Source organism: Paenibacillus sp. 10L310, assembly GCF_056395745.1.
This window is the reverse complement of record NZ_JBFTKC010000001.1, coordinates 215,495-233,833: the sequence shown is the minus strand read 5'-3', so window position 1 is coordinate 233,833 and position 18,339 is coordinate 215,495. Positions and strand designations below refer to the sequence as shown.

General features: G+C 39.8%; 21 protein-coding genes. 1 reads left to right on the top strand and 20 read right to left on the bottom strand.

The window, feature by feature from the left end:
* Nucleotides 1-52: 52 nt before the first annotated feature.
* From AC1DE7_RS01155 to AC1DE7_RS01070, 18 genes are all read right to left on the bottom strand, one after another.
* Nucleotides 53-1,849: a serine hydrolase domain-containing protein gene (locus AC1DE7_RS01155; RefSeq protein WP_477533578.1), complete on the bottom strand. Its 1,797-nt coding sequence runs from the start codon at nucleotides 1,847-1,849 to the stop codon at nucleotides 53-55.
* Nucleotides 1,850-1,970: 121 nt separating this feature from the next.
* Nucleotides 1,971-2,525 (bottom strand): hypothetical protein, encoded by a 555-nt coding sequence (locus AC1DE7_RS01150; RefSeq protein WP_127544039.1) that lies wholly within the window; start codon nucleotides 2,523-2,525, stop codon nucleotides 1,971-1,973.
* 124 nt (nucleotides 2,526-2,649) lie between these two features.
* Nucleotides 2,650-3,213, bottom strand: coding sequence for a hypothetical protein (locus tag AC1DE7_RS01145; protein ID WP_127544041.1), 564 nt, complete (start codon nucleotides 3,211-3,213; stop codon nucleotides 2,650-2,652).
* A 148-nt stretch (nucleotides 3,214-3,361) separates the two neighbouring features.
* A complete protein-coding gene (locus AC1DE7_RS01140) occupies nucleotides 3,362-3,706 on the bottom strand; it encodes a hypothetical protein (RefSeq protein WP_127544043.1) in 345 nt (114 codons plus the stop codon).
* A gap of 926 nt (nucleotides 3,707-4,632) precedes the next feature.
* Nucleotides 4,633-4,962 carry a hypothetical protein gene (locus tag AC1DE7_RS01135; RefSeq protein WP_127544045.1) on the bottom strand — a complete coding sequence of 110 codons (330 nt, stop codon included), beginning with the start codon at nucleotides 4,960-4,962 and terminating at the stop codon, nucleotides 4,633-4,635.
* A gap of 264 nt (nucleotides 4,963-5,226) precedes the next feature.
* The gene (locus tag AC1DE7_RS01130) at nucleotides 5,227-5,535 is read right to left on the bottom strand and encodes a hypothetical protein (RefSeq protein WP_477533577.1); all 309 of its coding nucleotides are present in this window, start codon (nucleotides 5,533-5,535) and stop codon (nucleotides 5,227-5,229) included.
* 131 nt (nucleotides 5,536-5,666) lie between these two features.
* The gene (locus AC1DE7_RS01125) at nucleotides 5,667-6,353 is read right to left on the bottom strand and encodes a hypothetical protein (RefSeq protein ID WP_477533576.1); all 687 of its coding nucleotides are present in this window, start codon (nucleotides 6,351-6,353) and stop codon (nucleotides 5,667-5,669) included.
* Between the two features lie 738 nt (nucleotides 6,354-7,091).
* A complete protein-coding gene (locus AC1DE7_RS01120) occupies nucleotides 7,092-7,403 on the bottom strand; it encodes a hypothetical protein (protein ID WP_255319670.1) in 312 nt (103 codons plus the stop codon).
* Between the two features lie 130 nt (nucleotides 7,404-7,533).
* Nucleotides 7,534-9,339 carry a serine hydrolase domain-containing protein gene (locus AC1DE7_RS01115; RefSeq protein WP_477533575.1) on the bottom strand — a complete coding sequence of 602 codons (1,806 nt, stop codon included), beginning with the start codon at nucleotides 9,337-9,339 and terminating at the stop codon, nucleotides 7,534-7,536.
* 111 nt (nucleotides 9,340-9,450) lie between these two features.
* The gene (locus AC1DE7_RS01110) at nucleotides 9,451-9,825 is read right to left on the bottom strand and encodes a hypothetical protein (RefSeq protein WP_477533574.1); all 375 of its coding nucleotides are present in this window, start codon (nucleotides 9,823-9,825) and stop codon (nucleotides 9,451-9,453) included.
* 104 nt (nucleotides 9,826-9,929) lie between these two features.
* Nucleotides 9,930-10,565: a P-loop NTPase family protein gene (locus tag AC1DE7_RS01105; protein ID WP_036610570.1), complete on the bottom strand. Its 636-nt coding sequence runs from the start codon at nucleotides 10,563-10,565 to the stop codon at nucleotides 9,930-9,932.
* A gap of 81 nt (nucleotides 10,566-10,646) precedes the next feature.
* The gene (locus tag AC1DE7_RS01100; RefSeq protein ID WP_036669362.1) at nucleotides 10,647-10,877 is read right to left on the bottom strand and encodes a hypothetical protein; all 231 of its coding nucleotides are present in this window, start codon (nucleotides 10,875-10,877) and stop codon (nucleotides 10,647-10,649) included.
* Nucleotides 10,878-10,974: 97 nt separating this feature from the next.
* Nucleotides 10,975-11,424: a hypothetical protein gene (locus tag AC1DE7_RS01095; RefSeq protein ID WP_477533573.1), complete on the bottom strand. Its 450-nt coding sequence runs from the start codon at nucleotides 11,422-11,424 to the stop codon at nucleotides 10,975-10,977.
* A complete protein-coding gene (locus AC1DE7_RS01090; protein WP_127544057.1) occupies nucleotides 11,421-11,660 on the bottom strand; it encodes a hypothetical protein in 240 nt (79 codons plus the stop codon). The genes AC1DE7_RS01095 and AC1DE7_RS01090 overlap by 4 nt, the downstream gene beginning before the upstream one ends.
* A gap of 110 nt (nucleotides 11,661-11,770) precedes the next feature.
* On the bottom strand, nucleotides 11,771-12,262 hold the full coding sequence (locus tag AC1DE7_RS01085) for a GNAT family N-acetyltransferase (protein WP_127544059.1): 492 nt from the start codon (nucleotides 12,260-12,262) through the stop codon (nucleotides 11,771-11,773).
* A gap of 144 nt (nucleotides 12,263-12,406) precedes the next feature.
* Entirely contained in the window at nucleotides 12,407-13,012 is a 606-nt protein-coding gene (locus tag AC1DE7_RS01080; protein ID WP_477533572.1) for an oxidoreductase, read from the bottom strand.
* Between the two features lie 409 nt (nucleotides 13,013-13,421).
* The gene (locus tag AC1DE7_RS01075; RefSeq protein ID WP_024633865.1) at nucleotides 13,422-13,727 is read right to left on the bottom strand and encodes a WXG100 family type VII secretion target; all 306 of its coding nucleotides are present in this window, start codon (nucleotides 13,725-13,727) and stop codon (nucleotides 13,422-13,424) included.
* A 1-nt stretch (nucleotide 13,728) separates the two neighbouring features.
* Nucleotides 13,729-15,117 carry a Tle-like phospholipase domain-containing protein gene (locus AC1DE7_RS01070; RefSeq protein WP_477533571.1) on the bottom strand — a complete coding sequence of 463 codons (1,389 nt, stop codon included), beginning with the start codon at nucleotides 15,115-15,117 and terminating at the stop codon, nucleotides 13,729-13,731.
* Nucleotides 15,118-15,199: 82 nt separating this feature from the next.
* On the opposite strand from AC1DE7_RS01070, the gene AC1DE7_RS01065 reads away from it, so the two are divergent.
* Nucleotides 15,200-15,541 carry a hypothetical protein gene (locus AC1DE7_RS01065; protein WP_164783110.1) on the top strand — a complete coding sequence of 114 codons (342 nt, stop codon included), beginning with the start codon at nucleotides 15,200-15,202 and terminating at the stop codon, nucleotides 15,539-15,541.
* 253 nt (nucleotides 15,542-15,794) lie between these two features.
* Here the strand turns inward: AC1DE7_RS01065 and AC1DE7_RS01060 are convergent, their stop codons facing one another.
* Nucleotides 15,795-17,516, bottom strand: a complete 1,722-nt coding sequence (locus AC1DE7_RS01060; RefSeq protein WP_477533570.1) for a helix-turn-helix domain-containing protein — start codon at nucleotides 17,514-17,516, stop codon at nucleotides 15,795-15,797.
* A gap of 45 nt (nucleotides 17,517-17,561) precedes the next feature.
* Nucleotides 17,562-18,338 (bottom strand): IucA/IucC family C-terminal-domain containing protein, encoded by a 777-nt coding sequence (locus tag AC1DE7_RS01055; protein ID WP_477533569.1) that lies wholly within the window; start codon nucleotides 18,336-18,338, stop codon nucleotides 17,562-17,564.
* Nucleotide 18,339: the final 1 nt, after the last annotated feature.

The following is an 18,339-nucleotide window of genomic DNA, read 5'->3' as shown; positions in this document are numbered from 1 at the left end:
CCCGATGAGGAACTGCTGTCTTTCACTCCAATCCATCTTCATAAGTGCCCTCCTAAAAGTACAAATCCCATCCCACAATAAAAGTAGCAAATAGGAAAGCCGATACTCCGGTCATGATATATACGACCTTTCGCTTTTTGCTGTAACTTATCTTCCACAGTTTGTAGATTAGCAAGACAAGATATGCTAAAGCTAGAATCACATAAATCAGGTTAAAGATGAGATGAATTCGTAACGAAGAATAAGAGGCGTTTAAACTCAATGCTCGCATGGCTAGTACTGTAGTATTCAGTAGGAATGCCAGACCTGCAATATTAATGGCAACATGATATTTATCAAACCCTGTCCCGGGTCTTTCCCATTTTTTCAATCTGTAAAAACATAATCGGATAAAATAGCCAATCACAGCTCTCAAATTGAATACGATGGCTATTGCAAGAGCTATTAAAGAGGCAATGATCCAGATCATCGTTGAGCTTGATACACGTACATAATCATTGTAAGTAAAGGATACCTTCTCAACGACACCATCTTTCTCAACAACATTGGTGAAGTTACTAAGATCAAATGTGGAATACTTTTTCAGCAAGAGAATCGAATAGAGCTTCGTAAATCCAGAACCGGAACGTCGTGTAGTGAGATAATATCCATCATTTCCAGAGGTTACAGAGCTAGTGCTGTAATTATCCCCAAACAATTTCTGGACAAGACCGAAACAATATACCTCTTCTTCGAACTGGTTGGTCATCACCACTAACCCAAAATTAGATTTCGGGTCAAAGATCAATTTATTCGAAAACCCCAATGTATTTCCACCGTGTTCCAGTGCAGGTGTCCAGTACTCTACCTCAATGAATCCATGTGCGATTCGAGGGATAGAAGTTCCATCATAATACAGACTGGTTGACAGCATTTCGTTTAAGGTTTCTTTGTTCTTGAATAATAAATTACCACCATTGATTGGCATCAGGGCTGCTAGGAATTTTGTTGCATCTTCTGCGGTGCCCATGGCACCTCCTGCAGGATATATGTTCATGTATACTTTGGTTTTGGGGATGCGTTCGGCATTAGCAGTATAGCCTTGAATCTGGTCCCTTCTCAGCACGAGGTCTGGACGATCTTGATGTGACGGATGAATCGTAGTTTCTTTCATATCCAGTGGTTTAAATATATGTTCATTCACATATTCGTAAAAAGATTGTCCACTCTGCACTTCTACGATGTAGGCAGCCATAGCAACACCATAGTTTGAATAAGCAAATACACTCCTCGGTTCATAGATCTGTCTTGGCTCAAATTTTTGCAATGTTTCTCCCAGATCCATAACTTGATTCTCGGATAGATACCATAACTCAAGCATCCTATCCTCCCAACCAGCTTGATGATTCATAAGATCTAATAGCGTAATGGGGGCATCATACTCCAGCTTCTTTAGAAACCCTTTCGGTAGATATTCCTGAATATTAGTATGTAGATCAAGCTTTCCCTGCTCGACAAGTTGCATTACACTCGTCCAGACCAACAGTTTAGTGACGGAACCCCATTCAAAAACAGTAGAGCTGTCCGCCTTTCTCTGTTGCTCAATATCTGCATAGCCATAGGCCTTACTATAAATCGTTTCCCCGTTCTTGATAGCCAAAATTGAAACGGCAGCGGTGTTTTTCTCATGCGCAGCCACATAAGAATCGATCGTCTCCTCTAGCGAGGACAACGGGATTCTGGAAGGCGTAGTCTCCACATTCTCTATCTCCGCGTAGACAGGTACCCCGCATGCCATAATGAAAAACACGAATAACAGAACACAGGCGACCACTTTGTTAGCATAGCGATGCCTTCGAACTATTTGCATTAGCTACTCTCCTTTAACATTAAAAATAACTGTGATCTCATTACGATATAAAGGTATTAGGGTAGCGCAACCTTATAGTCCTGCATTTGCTCCGCCTTTACGAATGCGTTTTCAAAAAAACCTAACCAAACCAGAAAATCATTCTTACATCTTCCGCACTCCCTAATTTCAATAACTTTGGAATGGTTACATTAATAAATTCAGAGCATGTATTTTTAATATTTCTGTACTCCATAAATTGATCACAAAAATAACTTTGATCCCAATTGAACTGAATGATCTCCTCCAGTAAAAGCCAACTGTGGTCATAAAAATCTTCTTTATCCTCAAGTACAATTTCATTTAAGTCTGGCGAGGTATCTACCGGAATTCCTCGTGGCGAAGATATGAAAGGCAGATTTTGATCATTCCTGGTGTTTGATAAAACACTAAACAAATCATAATTACGCCCCCCACTATAAAATTCATGAGGATCACTTGGTTTCAATTTAGAGATCTTTTTTTCTGGAAACAAGTAATAATCAGGATTAATCATCCACTTATCCATACTGATCCAGCGAGCAGTACTATTCAATTCTTCCTCACTCTTTGTTATTTCTCTTACAGCACCATTAATCCATTCATATTCTCTCCTGTAATGCCTTACCTCTACAAAGAAACAAATGTCTGTACCCATGTAACCTCCTGATTTGTTTGTTGTGCAATCTATTCTACAATGTTCTCTTCAGACCTTTGGGATATCTGAGAGCCTAGCTTCTTATGCAATGATTTTACCTATCCATTTTGGCGTGACCGCTGAATTACTTCTTAGAATAATCATACACGTTATATCCATCGTACTTCACATAGAATCCCTCACTTATTAATTTCTGTTCTTCCGTTTCAATTCCGAATGAGAACGATGCTTCTGGACCAATACCTGTCTGTCCTACGGAGAGCTGATTCATGTTTTTATCATATAACCGTACTTCCTCTGGTGAATAAGTAAACGTTCCACCCGCATTAAACAGACCATTATATATGAACTCCCCAGATGGATCATCCATATTAAACGTGGTCCTAAAACTAAAATAAATATCATCATCTCTGTTCTGCACATCTAATATCAAATTGCTGCTATGAGTCTCTAATACTTTGATATCTCTTTTAAGAGGTTCACCTGCACTGAATGGAATCCATTCAGATTTCACAAAAATTTGAATCGGCATTTCTGGAGTTCTCAGCGTCAGTGCATATCCATCTTGATTTAGAACCTTGTTTGTTATACCCTCATTCGTATAGTTTAACGTGTAGTATTTATAGATGAATAAGAAGATTAAGATAAAACTGACGGATAACAAGACCACTATATTTCTCTTCCTCATATTCACTCTCCCCCTCATTTTCCTAATACAAATCGATCTGTTCCTCCACAGAAAGCAACTGAATTCAAGAATCTTTGGACTATCCACACATCCTAGTCAGTATCTTAGTTACATCTATGATGACGATGTCACCTTCGAGGATCTTTCATTAGTATTCACCGTTATATTCAACGAAACTGGTTTGTTTAAACCGTGTAATATGATAAGGAGTATACATATTCTTAGTAGCTGGACTGATTTTTTCAATTAAACTAATTGCTGCATCTATATGCCCATCTGATGAAAAAACGTCCTCATCTAGGAATCCACTTAAGAGTGCTGCATCATCTTTATTTTTCAAGCAAAGATATCCATACCCAGGATCAACTATTACTAGATTTATTATGTCAGCTTCTGCTTGTTCTTTAGATCGATCAAAAAACCTGATTATAGTGTCATTGTCTTTGAGATAGATCTCAGTATCACAAGAAAAATTCTTATAATTAAACTTCATGCTGTTTGCTCTCCCACTTTTATACGTCTGTTTTTATTCTAATTGTAACTCTTTCTTGTAACCTGTTATGTTCACGAGTCTGTAATCCTTAAGTGACTAACGAGGATGATTCGACAGCCTGAGAAGTGCAAATTTGTCCATTAACCCCACTGATATAGATCTAAGATAAATACTTCATTACCTAGCGAAAAATAAATCTGTTCCCAATCAAACTCATCTTTCCATTCAATCTCTGCCATCTAATTCGCTTAGTCCTACATATTTAATATCTTTGTGATTTTTTAAATTACTATCAGTATTATGAAGTTCTATTGCTCGTTCTATTGGCGAATCAATTTTTATAAACTGATATTCGTGCCCATAACATCCTCCGAAGTAGTAATTAAATTACTTACCCCTTCTAAATATCCATTAATTTTGTTGAATAGTTCATGATTCATACAGTCACATCCAATATCTTAGTAAATTGATTTTGTCTGTTCTACAATTAAATTCTTCATTTAATCCATAAACTCTTAATATCTTCTACTATAGTTTTTGAAATATGTTTGGATGAATCCTGCGGATACAACCATACTGTTACGATAAGAGTTAAACATATCGTTAATCCTAGAATAACTCGCCCAACAACTCTATATCTGGTGTATCTAAGCAAATAATAAACTAAACTGGATAAGATCAGAATAATCATACCATTCACCAAAAAGGTCATGGGCAGGCTTATAATCCTGCCTAACCCGGTGTTAGGATATTTTAATAAAAGTAAAATCTCTAATACTATAAATGGAACTGACAGTAGAACAATATAAAAAAAATGACTTTTGAATTTTCTCTCCACCACTGAACTCACCTACTCTAACTCTTTTAATACAATTGCACATAGCGTTCTTGTGTTTACGAGCCCGAGAACCCTAACTGACCAGTAATTATTCTTTCTTCCATTGATGTGATTCGTGTAGTTTACCAGTTTCATAAAAATACTTTAGCACTTCAAGCATGGGTATTAATTCTATACAAATGTTATCGCAATAATTTCCTAACTGACCACCAATAACTAGAGAAATTTCACTATTTCCCTGCTTATCGTTCATAAGCGTATATATATGTTCATCCATTGTAATAGACACTACAAAATATTCCGGTCCGCCTCCAACTAATGCTGAACCTGTGTCAGATACCTCAAAAAAAACTAATGTAAATTTATCTCCATCGAGCTTTCTCAAAAAACGTAAACTGTCTGCCCATGTAGGGTTCATAACTATCTCTTCATTAAATGTGGTCCCATTCCGTTCATCAATGCTAATAGAGTTTATCATTTTTTTCTTTTTATCCTCTTTAGATCATTTTATTTGTTTAGATCCTCAAACTTAAATGCTTCACTATAGATTTTACGCAGCTCAGTTGAGTTGTCATGCCACTGAATGAGCATACCATTGATGATCTGCACCAACACATCCCGACACCTATGCCATCCTGCGGCGGTATTCACTGCCCATGAATCTCACACCCTCGTTCATTCATCACATATATCCATCTTCAGGTTCACCAACATCAAAACCCAAAACTTTTGTCGCTTCCAACTTAAATGTTTCTATCCAAGACATCCATACATCGCTATTCATCTGTGCATAAAATGATAATCCACTAGGCTCAACGGATGCTTCAATGAAAACATCATCCTCTTCAGTTCCGAACCAATATGGAATTTCACTTTTATAACCAATCCACCCTGGCATCCGCTCATATACTTTAGAAACTTTAGCCCACACCTCATCAGGCAGGTCATATCTTATATTTAGATTGCAATTATGAGAGCTTAAGTTGTTCATTTACATTCTCTCCTTCTACCTTAGACGTATATCAAAATTCATCCTCTATTTTTATGTAAAGTACTACAACTCTTCCACCACTTGCTCAAAGTTGTATCTCTTGGTCCTTATAGACTTTTTTCGTTTATCGTTTACCAAATATCTTCTCCCTTTAAGATTTCTTTTGTGGGCTGGTCTACAGCTAACCAAGTAGAAATATCCTCTTCTATTTTTCTCTTCCAAGCTATTAAAAAATGTACTTGGCATATCTGGTGGGAATTAATCTCTGTCATAGATACTTCAATGCCTTGATCAGAATGTAAGACAAAACTACACTTCTCAAAAGCAAAGTTCAAAGCAAGAGATTTAGGAGTCCTATCACCTTGTTTTCTTTTTCCCATTATCAGTGGTTCTTCTTGGGTTCCTATGTGTAAGCGGTACTGTTCATTCTCATATTCGACAGCTTCAAGATTTTCTCCCGTGTCAGATCCGTAATCTTCCCAGCTGTATCCCTCTTTCCACAAAGCAGAAAAGCTACAAGTGCTTATCTGATGATATGCATTGGGTTTGATTCTAAATACGGCTCCCCAGCATTCGTCTACTTCCTGAGGTGAAGAAAGATTGTGGTTCAGATTACAGAGCACTAACTCGCAATCAAACGAGTCGTAGTAATATTGGTAGAGCAATCCGCCATGTTTGAGCTGAGAACAGTGAGTAGGAAGATAACATTCGCTGGAGACAACAAGAGAGAGTTCAATTGTTCCAAGAGGCGTATATATTGAAGGTTTTATAAGATCAGTCCCTTGAATTAAGGCTTCTTTTCCACGAAAAAGCTTCATTATGTCCCTCCTTATAGTCTTTCACTTAACGGTTAGCATACTCCAAGTTTTTTAATACTTTTCATCAGTTCCCCAAAAGAGTTTTATAGAGAGTTTTATAAAGTGTTCGTGTCTCTACAAACCCTCACTACCTTAAAGCGTGCAGCGACTTGCCGCAATGCGGTCAGGTCGTGCAGGGTTACCTGTGACTGTTTCCTTCGAAGAGCCGTCCTCTAAGCTTTTTATCACATTATCTAATTAAAGATTGATTCTTTTATACCCATTTGAGTTCCATGATTTAGTTTAACCGTGTATTCAACTTCTTGATTATCTTTGTACGCTTTGAATTGATAGTTGAAGTACATGCTTATTACCAATCCAACCATTAGTATGATTATTGCTATATTTTTTTCATTGAATCCCCTCCTACTAGTGCCTGAACTACGTATATGATAACCCATATTGTTACAAATGCGAAAGGTAATTGGCGAATAAGGGAGATTTATTAGTTTTCTCAAACCCTTATCCAATCGATCCAATGGGCTCTGAATACGCTGAATATATGCAGGGTTGTACAGGACGCGAGTATGCAGTCGAACCTTTCGTTATAGTAATAAAACAAAAAGGCCCTTCTTCATCCCATAGGGAATCCGACGACCTTCCGATGCTTTGGAACATTTATGATGTTGTAAAAGTAGCGATGAGCATAGCAAGTTCAATAGCAAACCTCTACTCCATGTAACTTCACCAAAGCATACACTACTGATCAATTTGTCCTGATGGATAACAGTAGACGATTGAACCAGCTGGTATTTTGTTTGGGGAGATCCCTTTTCCCAAACATAAACCGATATTCTTCTTGCCAGCAATAGAATGGTTAATTTGAGTAGAAACAACTTCAAATACTTGCTCTTTCCCATCCGTTTTTTTGATGATAATCTGGTCACCGATCATCTCTTGGATTGTTGAAGGAAGTAGTTCATCCAACTCTTCATTGGCCCCCATAACGATGGTTCCGAATTCCGGTGTATCGAAGACTAAGCCAACGCCAAACAGCATTTTAGCTTCCATTCTGTGACCACCTTATCTCTGATCTATGAATAGCTCGCCTTTGACATCTCTTACCCTGAGATTGGCATTACGAAGTCTAACCATGGCATCTATCAATAATGCTTAAGTTCCCCATTTAGCCTCTGCCCTTCTAAACATACAAATTCCATCCCACAATAAAAGCAACCAAGATGAACGCCGAGATGCCAGTCATGATGTACATCACCTTTTGCTTTTTGCTATAACTGTTCTTACGCAGTTTGTACATAAGCAAGCCAAGATACGCCACTGCTAGAACAACATATAGTAGGTTAAACATTATATTGATGCGCAACGAAGAATACGCAGGATAATTTGGAAACCTCAACTTCGTCTGTAGGATGAAAAGATTAAGAAGGAGTACCACACCAGCAAAGTTAATTGCAAGATGATATTTATTAAAATTGGTGGTAGGATTTCCTCGTTTATATAGCTTGTTAATAAGCATCTGGATTACATAGCCGATCAAAGCAATTAAACTGAAAATGATGGCTAGCGCAACAGGAATAAGAGATATCTTAAGTAAGTTCACCTTTACATTCGATACAGGCAAATAATCAATGTAAGGAGTAAAGGAAATTTTCTCAACAACACCATTATGCTCGACAACGTTATAAGAACTACTTAATTCAGCTTTTGTGAATTTCTTTATATCAAGGGCAGTAAATAAATTAGTAAATTTAGATGCTGCCCGTCGTGCGGATTGAAAATATCCTCCCCCCTCCGAAGTAACTCTATTAGAATTGACGTTATCACCGAAAATCTCTTTAGTAAGTCCGTAATAATAAATTTCCTCAAAAGATTGATTTGTCATGACCACCATCCCAAATTTAGATTCGGGATCAAAGACAAGTTTACTGGAGAATCCTTTCAAATTCCCCTCGTGCATCAGTGTAGGCACCCAGTATTCCATCTCAACGAACCCATGCGCAAATCGGGGAGTAGAAGTACCTTCATAATATAGACTTGTTGACAACATTTCGTTTAACGTATCCCTGTTCTTAAATAATACATTGCTATCATCCACAGGCATCAACGCTGCAAGGAATTTGCCTAAATCTTCTGCTGTCCCAATCGCTGCCCCAGCAGGATAAAATGTTAAGTATACTCTATTCTCAGGGATCAGTTTCAAATCTTTTGTATACCCTTCAATCTCATTTCTTCTATGTACTAGGTCTGGATGATCTTGTCCCGTTGGATGAATTGAAGTGTCGTTCATATGAAGCGGTTCGAAAATATGTTGATTGACATATTCATAAAAAGGTTGGCCACTTATCTCTTCCACGATGTAACCAGCTAGACCAACGCCGTAGTTCGAATAACCCACTATGCTATTCGGTTTATAGATCTGTTTCGGCTCATTTTTACGCAGCGTTTCTCCTAATTCTAACGTTTCATCCTCGGAGTAATAAAACACCTCGGCCGCTGTTTGATCTTCCCAACCCGCATTATGATGCATCAGGTTCATTAGGGTAATCGGATCATCGTACCTCAGCTTTTTGAAAAATCCCTCTGGCAGATATTCTCTGATATCCGTCTCCAAATCAAGCTTTCCTTGTTCGACAAGCTGCATCACACTTGTATAGACCAACAGTTTCGAGATTGAAGCCCATTCAAAAACAGTAGAGGTATCCGCCTTTCGCTGATTCTCAATATCTGCGTAACCATATGCCTTATTCACAATGGTTTCACCATCTTTGATAGCCACAACCGAAACGGCAGCGGTGTACTTCTCATACGAGGCAACATAAGCATCAATCGTTTCCTCTAACTTGGATAAAGGAATTCTGGATGGTGTAGTTTCCACCTGTTTCTCTTCAGCGTGGGCAGGTACCGCTATTGCCATAATGATAAATATGAATGACAGAACACAAGCAATTACTTTGTTTACCGTGTGATATCCACGTTTCATCTGCATTAGCTTCTCTCCTTTTATTTAAATGATAATTACATAGTCTTGTTTTCACGTATGCGTTTTCAAAAGAGTCCACACGAATCTAAATTATTTTCAAATGCAATTACACTCCATTCAGGAGAGAGGCCGAAGAATTTCACCTTTCCAATTAACGATGTTTATTTCTTTATCTTTCAAGAGACACCAATCAATCATTTCACCTATCAATTTTGGCGTGATGATCTCATCGCTCCATTGAGGTGTTAATACTCTTCTGTATCCTATATATTCTGTTGTCCAGCCTTCAAATTCTTCTCCGATGATGACTATAAATGGGGGCTTGTTCTTAATACTGTGTTGTCCCACTTCATAAGTGACGATTAACTTCTTATCCTCAGAAACGATATGTAACTTGATTATTCCTTCATCGTCAATATCCGGTTCAACATACCAATAAAATAATCGATTAGAGCGAATGATTTTACGTTTATATTTTTTTCTTACGCCCATAACCCACCTCATATATTTCTTTTTCTTTGATCGCAGTATTTGGTCAGTTATCCAAGACACAGCTAGAATAGCTTTGAGATCTGATATCAAAAGCCACACTAAGATTAAGGAGTAGTACTCTTGTAAAAATCAATTACTCTATCAAAGATTTCGATCTCTCGTTTTTTTATGTCCGGTAATGTCTCGCTATGCTTTACAATATGATGTATATTATCTGCTACAGTCTCTGCTTTATGAATCCCTACATATCCTGGTACCAGTTCATTAAGATAATGGAAGTATCTCATTTGAGGTTCAATCATGCGCAGATGTTTATCAAAATTTCTTCTGGATCTTGTCTGATCCATCTCCTTTCGCTTGCGCAGCTCGTCTTCTTCAGCCCAGAACAGTACATAAGCATCCGGTAATGATATTTCATTCTTCAATAACTTCTCTCTAAAAAAGTTCGCTGTTTCATCTAAAGATAGGTGCTCATAACCATATATCCAGCTGTACCAAATCTTAAATACATCGCCATCCAAAATCACATACTCATGTTGTTGATTCTTCTCATATGCTATATGCCATCTATCGATTTGTCTCTCCAGCAACCACATCATAAGTTCCTTACCGTCAAGTTGAGGAGATTCAAAAAGAAGCCCTGTTTCTGGAACAATAAATGCATCATATTGTGTAGCGAACTGCTGACAAGTGGTACTTTTACCTACAGAACTGGCACCTTCGAGACAAATTATCGTCATTCAATTACCTCCAAATATTACTCACAAAATGATTAATCAACCTTCACTGGCTCTTAAGCGATCATGTTGAATTTCATTAGACTATGTACTGTAGATTTCTTTGATCTTTAGCCAAGTTTCATACCAGAATGTTTTTCTTTTAAGAGGTTTTATTACCTTAATCTCGACTTCTTTTCGTTTCAAATAAACCGTGCCACCCTCTTCAATGAGTCTATCGCCAAATGAAAATACAATATTCTTGCAGTCTTTGTGATACTGGTTCTCTCTTGTTTCTGACCACTCCGCTTTTTCAATAGAATGTCGTTTTCTCATTATTTAAGATCCTCCTTTAAGAAAAACACCACTATTTTCAGCAAAAAGGATACCTGTCACACATCATAAACACTTTGTTATCCGATATTGATGAGCCTTAAGGTTCGTTTATTCCTATGACTTGTTCAAATGCTATATTAAATTCTTTAACATTAATGTTTAACTTGATTATTCCTTCTTTATCAAGCCCTTTAGTATCTAATTTAAAAGTACCTGTCAGTGCTTCCGAAGTATTACCATCAACTTTCTTATTTATGTCCAATTTAATGTCTCTATCGATTAATCGCTCCTGAATCCCATTACTTATAATTGGTTCAACTGTTTTTAGGATTATTGATTTATTGGTCCTATTCCATAGATTGAAATGATATGTTACGACTGTAATACCTTCATCTCCTTCGCTCCCTCCCAGTCCAATTGATATCGAGTTTATGTTCAACCCATTCTCAACAGTTTCATCCGTCTTCACACTGTTTGAACTACAACCAGTTAGGGCTAGTAATATTAAAAGAAATAACAAAATTATTGAACGCTTTTGATTCTTCAATTCGGAAACTCCTTTAATTTTTTCTCTTCATCTTGAAGATCCCTATTTGCAAGTTCAAGTGCAATCGCTAGTCTAATCTGTGAATATTTACTAAGTCCTTTTAAATAGACATTGTCTAGCTGTTTGCTTTCAAATATAGGTTCGTTTTGATTTATTAATTTCTGGAATGTACCAGCATCACGACGCCCCCCTTTAGATAGCCTTATCTTAGGGAATGGATGTAACTGCTTATCCATTTCACAGAAATATTACGGGCAGATCAAGGGGCGCAAGCCCCTACGCGGGAATATGATATTATACGAAACCACTTCTAATTTAATTTTAACTTGTATATTCTGAAATTTTGTCAAGTGGCCCTCTTGCTATCGCATAAGACTACAGAGGTCTCAATTTGTCTTTCTGGAACATTCCAATAGGTATTTAATAGCTTTTTCTTCTCATCAGGTGATACCAGTTTAAAACCATTCTTTAAGTAAAATTTCTTAGCCCATTCAGCTGAGTCCCATGTCCCTATTAAGATCGGTTTATTTGTTAAAGCCACCATATGAGATAAAAGCTTCGTACCTATTCCGCTATTCCTTTGGTTTGTTCGTACATATGCGTGTCTAATTAAACATACATCACCCTTATCTTGAATTCCCATAACTCCTAATAATAGATTTTTTTCTTCAAACCCCCAAAATACTACACCATCGTTCATTTCGCACTTTAGCTCTTCCAATGTCATATAAGGCTCATGATACCTATCGTCAGGAATTACTCCTTTGTATGCCTTTGCTGCATCATTAATAATCTGATACATTACATCCGTATCCATGCTTTTACACAATCTAATCACGTAATTGGCCTCCTTATGGTTTGATGTCGTTTCGTAGATGCTAACCCACCACCGGCTTAAAAGCACCCGAAAGGGTGCGGCTGCATGAGCACAGTTAGTTGGTGCGGGGTTATCCGCCTATATCCATAGTCTCTCACGAACTCATTATAAATTGTATTTCATTTTCATTCTTTCATATAACTTATAATCCGTATTTCGATTTACAATCTCTCCAATTAACTCTTTCCATTTGTTTTCAATCCACTTAGGACTTTGTTCTTTCAGAATATCCTCGTTAAATTGACTATCGATATACTCCAAATCTTGTTTAAGCACTCCTATATCCTTAATCAGTTGATTTCTCGATTCTTTTTCTAGCGATATCTTATTCGATAAAATTTCGCCTATGATTTCTACTCTTATATGCGTATACATATCTCTAAACACATTATAGATTAAATAAGTTGATGATAATTGATCTTCCCTGAAGTCGGATTTCAGGAACACGAATGATTCTTCGCCAACTTTCAAAGATACCGCCACATTTCCTAAGGCATATATGACTGTTTCCTTGGAAGAGCCGTCCTCTAAGCTTTTTATCACATTATCTAAATTGTAGATGGATTCTTTTATACCCATTTGAGTTCCATGATTCAGTTTAACCGTGTATTCAACTTCTTGATTATCTTTGTACGCTTTGAATTGATAGTTGAAGTACATGCTTATTACCAATCCAACCATTAGTATGATTATTGCTATATTTTTTTTCATTGAATTACCTCCTCCTAGTGCCTGAACTACGTATATGATAACCCATATTGTTACAATTGCGAAAGGAAATTGGCGAATAAGGGAGATTTATTAGTTTTCTCAAACCCTTATCCAATCGATCCAATGGGCTTTGAATACGCTGAATATATGCAGGGTTGTACAGGACGCGAGTATGCAGTGGAGCCTTTCGTTATAGTAATAAAACAAAAAGGTCCTTCTTCATCCCATAGGGAATCCGACGACCTTCCGATGCATTTGGAACATATCAAATTTTCTAAAAGGTAGAACGTATCGCTTCGCCACATCATCTGAATGTCATAACTTCGTGGATTGATATTCAGGCTTTCTACATTACAACCCTGTGCCGATCTTTGTTGCTGCAGAATCTGCATACCACTGTTCGAATATCTCAGCTCAGCATGCTGTGCTCCCTCCGGTCTCTGAAGTCCTCACGGTCAGCTTCCTCCATCCTGTGAATATATCGTCGCAATGCTTCTTTATGCGCCTCCAATTCATCCATTCGGCTGGATGTCCCGTTCAGGAAAGATTGCATTTTGAATCCTAGCGTTGTGGCAGCATTTCCTGCCCAATCTTGCTCCAGTCTACTATGTATTGAACGCATCTTCTGCTCCTGCTGCACTAAGCGCTCCTGCAACTGCTCACATTGCTGAACGGCTCTTCTCAGATCGGATAAAGATACCGATATTCTTCCCATGTCAATTACCTCCCGTTAAGAACTGGTCTGCTTGAACGAAATCTTCGTGCTTGCGTTCAATGTACTCGGCAATCTCGCTGATGGATTCCTGATACCAACGGTTAATTCGTTCCAGTGTCGCCGTAGCTTCGTACGCGATTGACGTGAAGGAATGGCTTTCACTTGTGGAAGTATAAGCCTCGAACATTCGGATGGAAGCTTGTGCATCATTGGAAAACCCGCTCAGACTAAAGCGCATTTCCTTGGCTGCCTGTGCCAATTCCTCCGGCGTTAGTCGGATTGTCCCACCACCTTGACCTGACTTTCCATTGGATACAGCCGCAATCAAGGGAGCCACAAACCCGCCAACGAGGTTTGACAAAGCCATCCGTGATTCCTGATAAGCATTCCAGCGTGGTGAGATGTCAATTTGTTTCCCCGTGGCGCGATCTATAAGTGGACCGACCAAGTTTCCCTGTTCATCAAACTGATACTGGTTCATCGAGTGATATCCTTTGCCTTCTTTTTTGGAAAACGAGTCCATCAATCGAACAATATTACCGACCTGAAACTTGTCCAGATCGATATCAATTGGGAAATTGTATGTGACTAACGGGCCGCTGGGCCCCATCGGACGAATCGGTACCATGAGCTGGAATTGCAGCCTCCAGTTTTGGTACATCGCATTGGCCGAGTCAAAATCCTGGCCTTTGTAGTACGTGCTGCCAACATGTCTGTCATATTCAAAAAGTCCTCCTGCACCTACTGAATCGTTTGGCTGAACGATGTTTACCACTTTTTTATCATAATAACCTTCGTTCACTTTCGCCAAGCTTGCATCGTCCAGCAGATTGGTTACACTCGGAGCACTGTATGTCATGGCCGACAAATCCTGTCGTGCTGCCACATATTGTGCTAAACCACCTCCAAGCGAATGTCCCGTAAGAGAGATACTTGCGTCAGGATATTTTGCTTTGACTTGTTCATAAAGTACTTCCGCCTGATGAAATTGATTGTTCTCCCAATTGATATCGTCCTTAATGGATTGAATAAAACTTTTCTTGAAAATGTTATGATGATTAGGGTCAGTTACGGCATCCTCCAGTTCTCTGGTGCGTCCACCTAAAACATCGAACACGTCTGTTTCGTAATCGGCTGCTCTCCCAAGCCAGCTCCCACCTGGCTCTGTTCCGCGGTAACCGATGACAATCTGATTCGTCTGATTGTTGTGGAGGATGACGGAATCGAAACCCGACACTTTATTGTGGAGCTCGGCACCTTCAGGTTCAATGACCTTCCATTGTGCATAATCTCCCTCTTCTGTAAGCGGTGCTCCGGCAGTAACGTTGTCCTGGTAGGCTAGATCAGATATTTCCTTATACAACTCATCGCTAATGTAATCGTTCCGCATAAATACCTCCTGAATTGAACATTTCGATATGATTATGTAAACTAGTGATATTTCAATCTTTATAGTATATTAATACCAGTCTATGAAAGTAGAGGTGTCCCTTTTGAGAAAACCTTTCTTCCTATTCGTACTCTTAATCATCTCATCTCTCTTACTCGGAGCATGTGCCTCCGAAGAGGAAAAGATGATTGTATCCTCCGCCGAGAAGTTCGCTGCAAATTATGTTCTTGAAAAATACGGTGTAGCCGTTCGTTTTACGGAGTATAAATTCTCTCCTCCCGATCTAGCCAAGTCGTTAGGCCTCCATGGCTACATTGAAGGCGATAAGAAAAAGAAGGTATTTGTTTTCGTGAACTACGATCCTTTAAGTATTAAGACACTATCGCTTCCTGAAGGTATATCCAAAAAATCAAATTCCAAATAGAGAGTTGAAGTTATTTTTAAAACGATCAATCTATATAAACAATTTGAAACTATAGGGAATATATGGATTGTATCTTTCGTCAATTACTTCTGTCAACGTTCTCCGTAACAATAAAATGAAGAAACAACTGCGACCTACATAATAGAATGATTGTGTTCTTAAGTTAAGATACACCTCTGTTTAAAGAAGTTATCCACTAATTCGATGAATTCTGAATATACAGAAATAGAGGGAGTCACATCAGAACTCCCTCTCATCCCAACAACGCCTGCTCGATTTGATCCACTATCCCATTAACTCCTGTCGGCCCATAACAGCCGATCCATGTTGCAGCATCAACAGAATGTACACACTGTTGCTCACCCCCAGCCAGCATTCCCAAAACCCTTGTCTCTGTCGCAGATATCCCATCCTGCATAAACTCATTACTCAGCAAAAAGTAGTGGCTAGCTTGTACTGCCGGTAATCTCTCAACCGAGATATGATAGGCCGTGTCGGTGGTATCTGCCACAAATAACGGAACGGGCAAACCCAGATCCCGGTACAACACAGCGCCTGTGCGATGAGCAGCAGAATGGACGCGCACGAGGGAATCGAGTGGACGTATCAATGCCACACTTTTTCCTGCCAGTACAGAGGACAATTCCTCGGATAGCAAAGCTGTTCGGCGATGATAATCCGCGATAATCTGCTTGGCCTCTGCTCGCTTGCCTGTCAGTTCACCGAACAGACTTAGAATCGTCTGCCAGTTTTCGTTACGCTTGAACATGAGTACTGGAGCGATTCCACTTAACAGTTCATGGTGCTGATCATGCACCTCGGTGCAAATAATCAGATCCGGCGCAAGTCGCTCTACCGCCGGAAGATCGGGGTATTCATACGTACCAAGTAATGCTGTATGCTGGAGTCCTGACCGGAGTGATTGAGGGAACGTTAACACGGTACTTCCTAGTCCGGCACTTCCTACCGGAGGCAAGCCCAGTGCAAGCAAATGATCAGCATATTGCACATCGAGGACAGCGATACGCTGTGGTATTTCGGTGACGGTGTACTCCCCGCGCATATGGCAGATGACCGGGCCTTCGGCTGATTCATAGGAAGAAGCTGTGCGATTTTGCAGCAAAGCATTCGCATAGTCTGCATCTCTTCTCGAAGCGGCGGCATGCCGGTAATGTAGCGGTGGGACGCCATTATATTTTTTAAATGCCCTACTGAAGTAATACATATCGCGGTAGCCCATTTTTTCAGCAATTTCCCCAATGGACGCATCCGTATGACGCAGCATGCGTGAGGCACTTTCCATACGCAGCTGAATGACGTATTCCATCGGTCCAAGCTGCTTCTCTTGTTTGAATCGTCGCTGCAACTGTCTTACACTACAGCCCGCCAGGGCTGCCAGCTCTTTTAGCTCCAAGTTTTGACGATAGTGCGATGTGATATAAGAAGCGACTACATCCACCATGTCGGACTCCGCTCCCCCTTGACCACGTTCATACTCCATGATCAGCTCGTAGATCATTCCTTGGAGCAAAGCGTTGGCATAGAAACGTTCCAGTCCTTCACCGCGGCGCCATTTGGCAACGATTTTTTCGGCGTTTTCGATCCATTCCGCATGGGTTGCCGAGTTTTGAACAAATGACCTGCGCAGCGGATGTTTTCGGTACGAAGGCATAGCAATAGAGGCTCCCTCCATGGAAGAAGCCTTGTATTTGATCACAATATAATGAATGTCCTCTGATCTGGCCGTCAGCGTAAAGGATGATCCCTTCACCACATGACAGGCAAAAGAAGCTCCAATGTGGCAACCCTCGCCATCCATTGCAAGCTCCCCTTCCCCTCCATATGCCAGCAGCAGCACATTTGAAGTTAAATCCGTTTCGTGTAAAACGCTACCTGTCTGCAAAGTACCGCTATACCCGTCAAGCATCTTGATCGCCGTATCACTCCATAGACTTGTCTGTTCTTGCAGCGGCATTTCTCTCATCTCCTGACAATAGCAAAGGTAAATTTGTTGCTGTTGTCATTTTAGTTGAGATTCTTTCTCATTGTCAATTTTCGGACATTTGAGACAATATTCGCCTGACATCTGGTAATAGAAACAACAGGTAATTCGCTCGCTTTTGGCAACATGCACATTCTCCTTACAATCGGTGAAGCGGGTTAACGGATTCTTCCTCTCACCAAACACTTCCCCGGATGCCACCTGCGTCAGATATGAAAAGTCCTCACGAATGATCTTACTTTCCTGCTCAGTCTCGGCTTCATCAGGAGCGAATAGTCGGCCGATACGTACCATGATATTCTCCCAGAGAATACTCATTGAAAGTGGTGCAATTGCAGCAAGCGTCTTTAATAGGGGTGTAAGCTGTACCGCAAACATCTCCTCGACCACCTTTTCCCGCCACACTGCCCTGTCTCCCGTTAGTCCTTCAGCCTGAAGTCCATTCACCGCTAGAAAAGGAAATCGTGTGCCTCCCTCATGATCTGAGAGCGCCGAATGATAGAGAAAGCTGTTCTCCAGCTGAAACGAAACATGCTGATGATGAAAAGTCATCGCGGTCACCAGCGGAGCCGTCCACAGATAACCAATCCGTTTGGCTAACATCGAAGCGGCAACCTTCATGTCAGGGGCATCGATGTACTCCTGAAACCAACCGATATACTCTCGGCATGCCACTTCGTCATGCAACTCACTTAGAGCAATGGTACGGACACTATGTTCAGGTGGCTCACCGAGCAAGATCGAATAATCCTCCACTGTCTCTTTCCATAAGTCTGTCGAGAGATATGGGTTCATA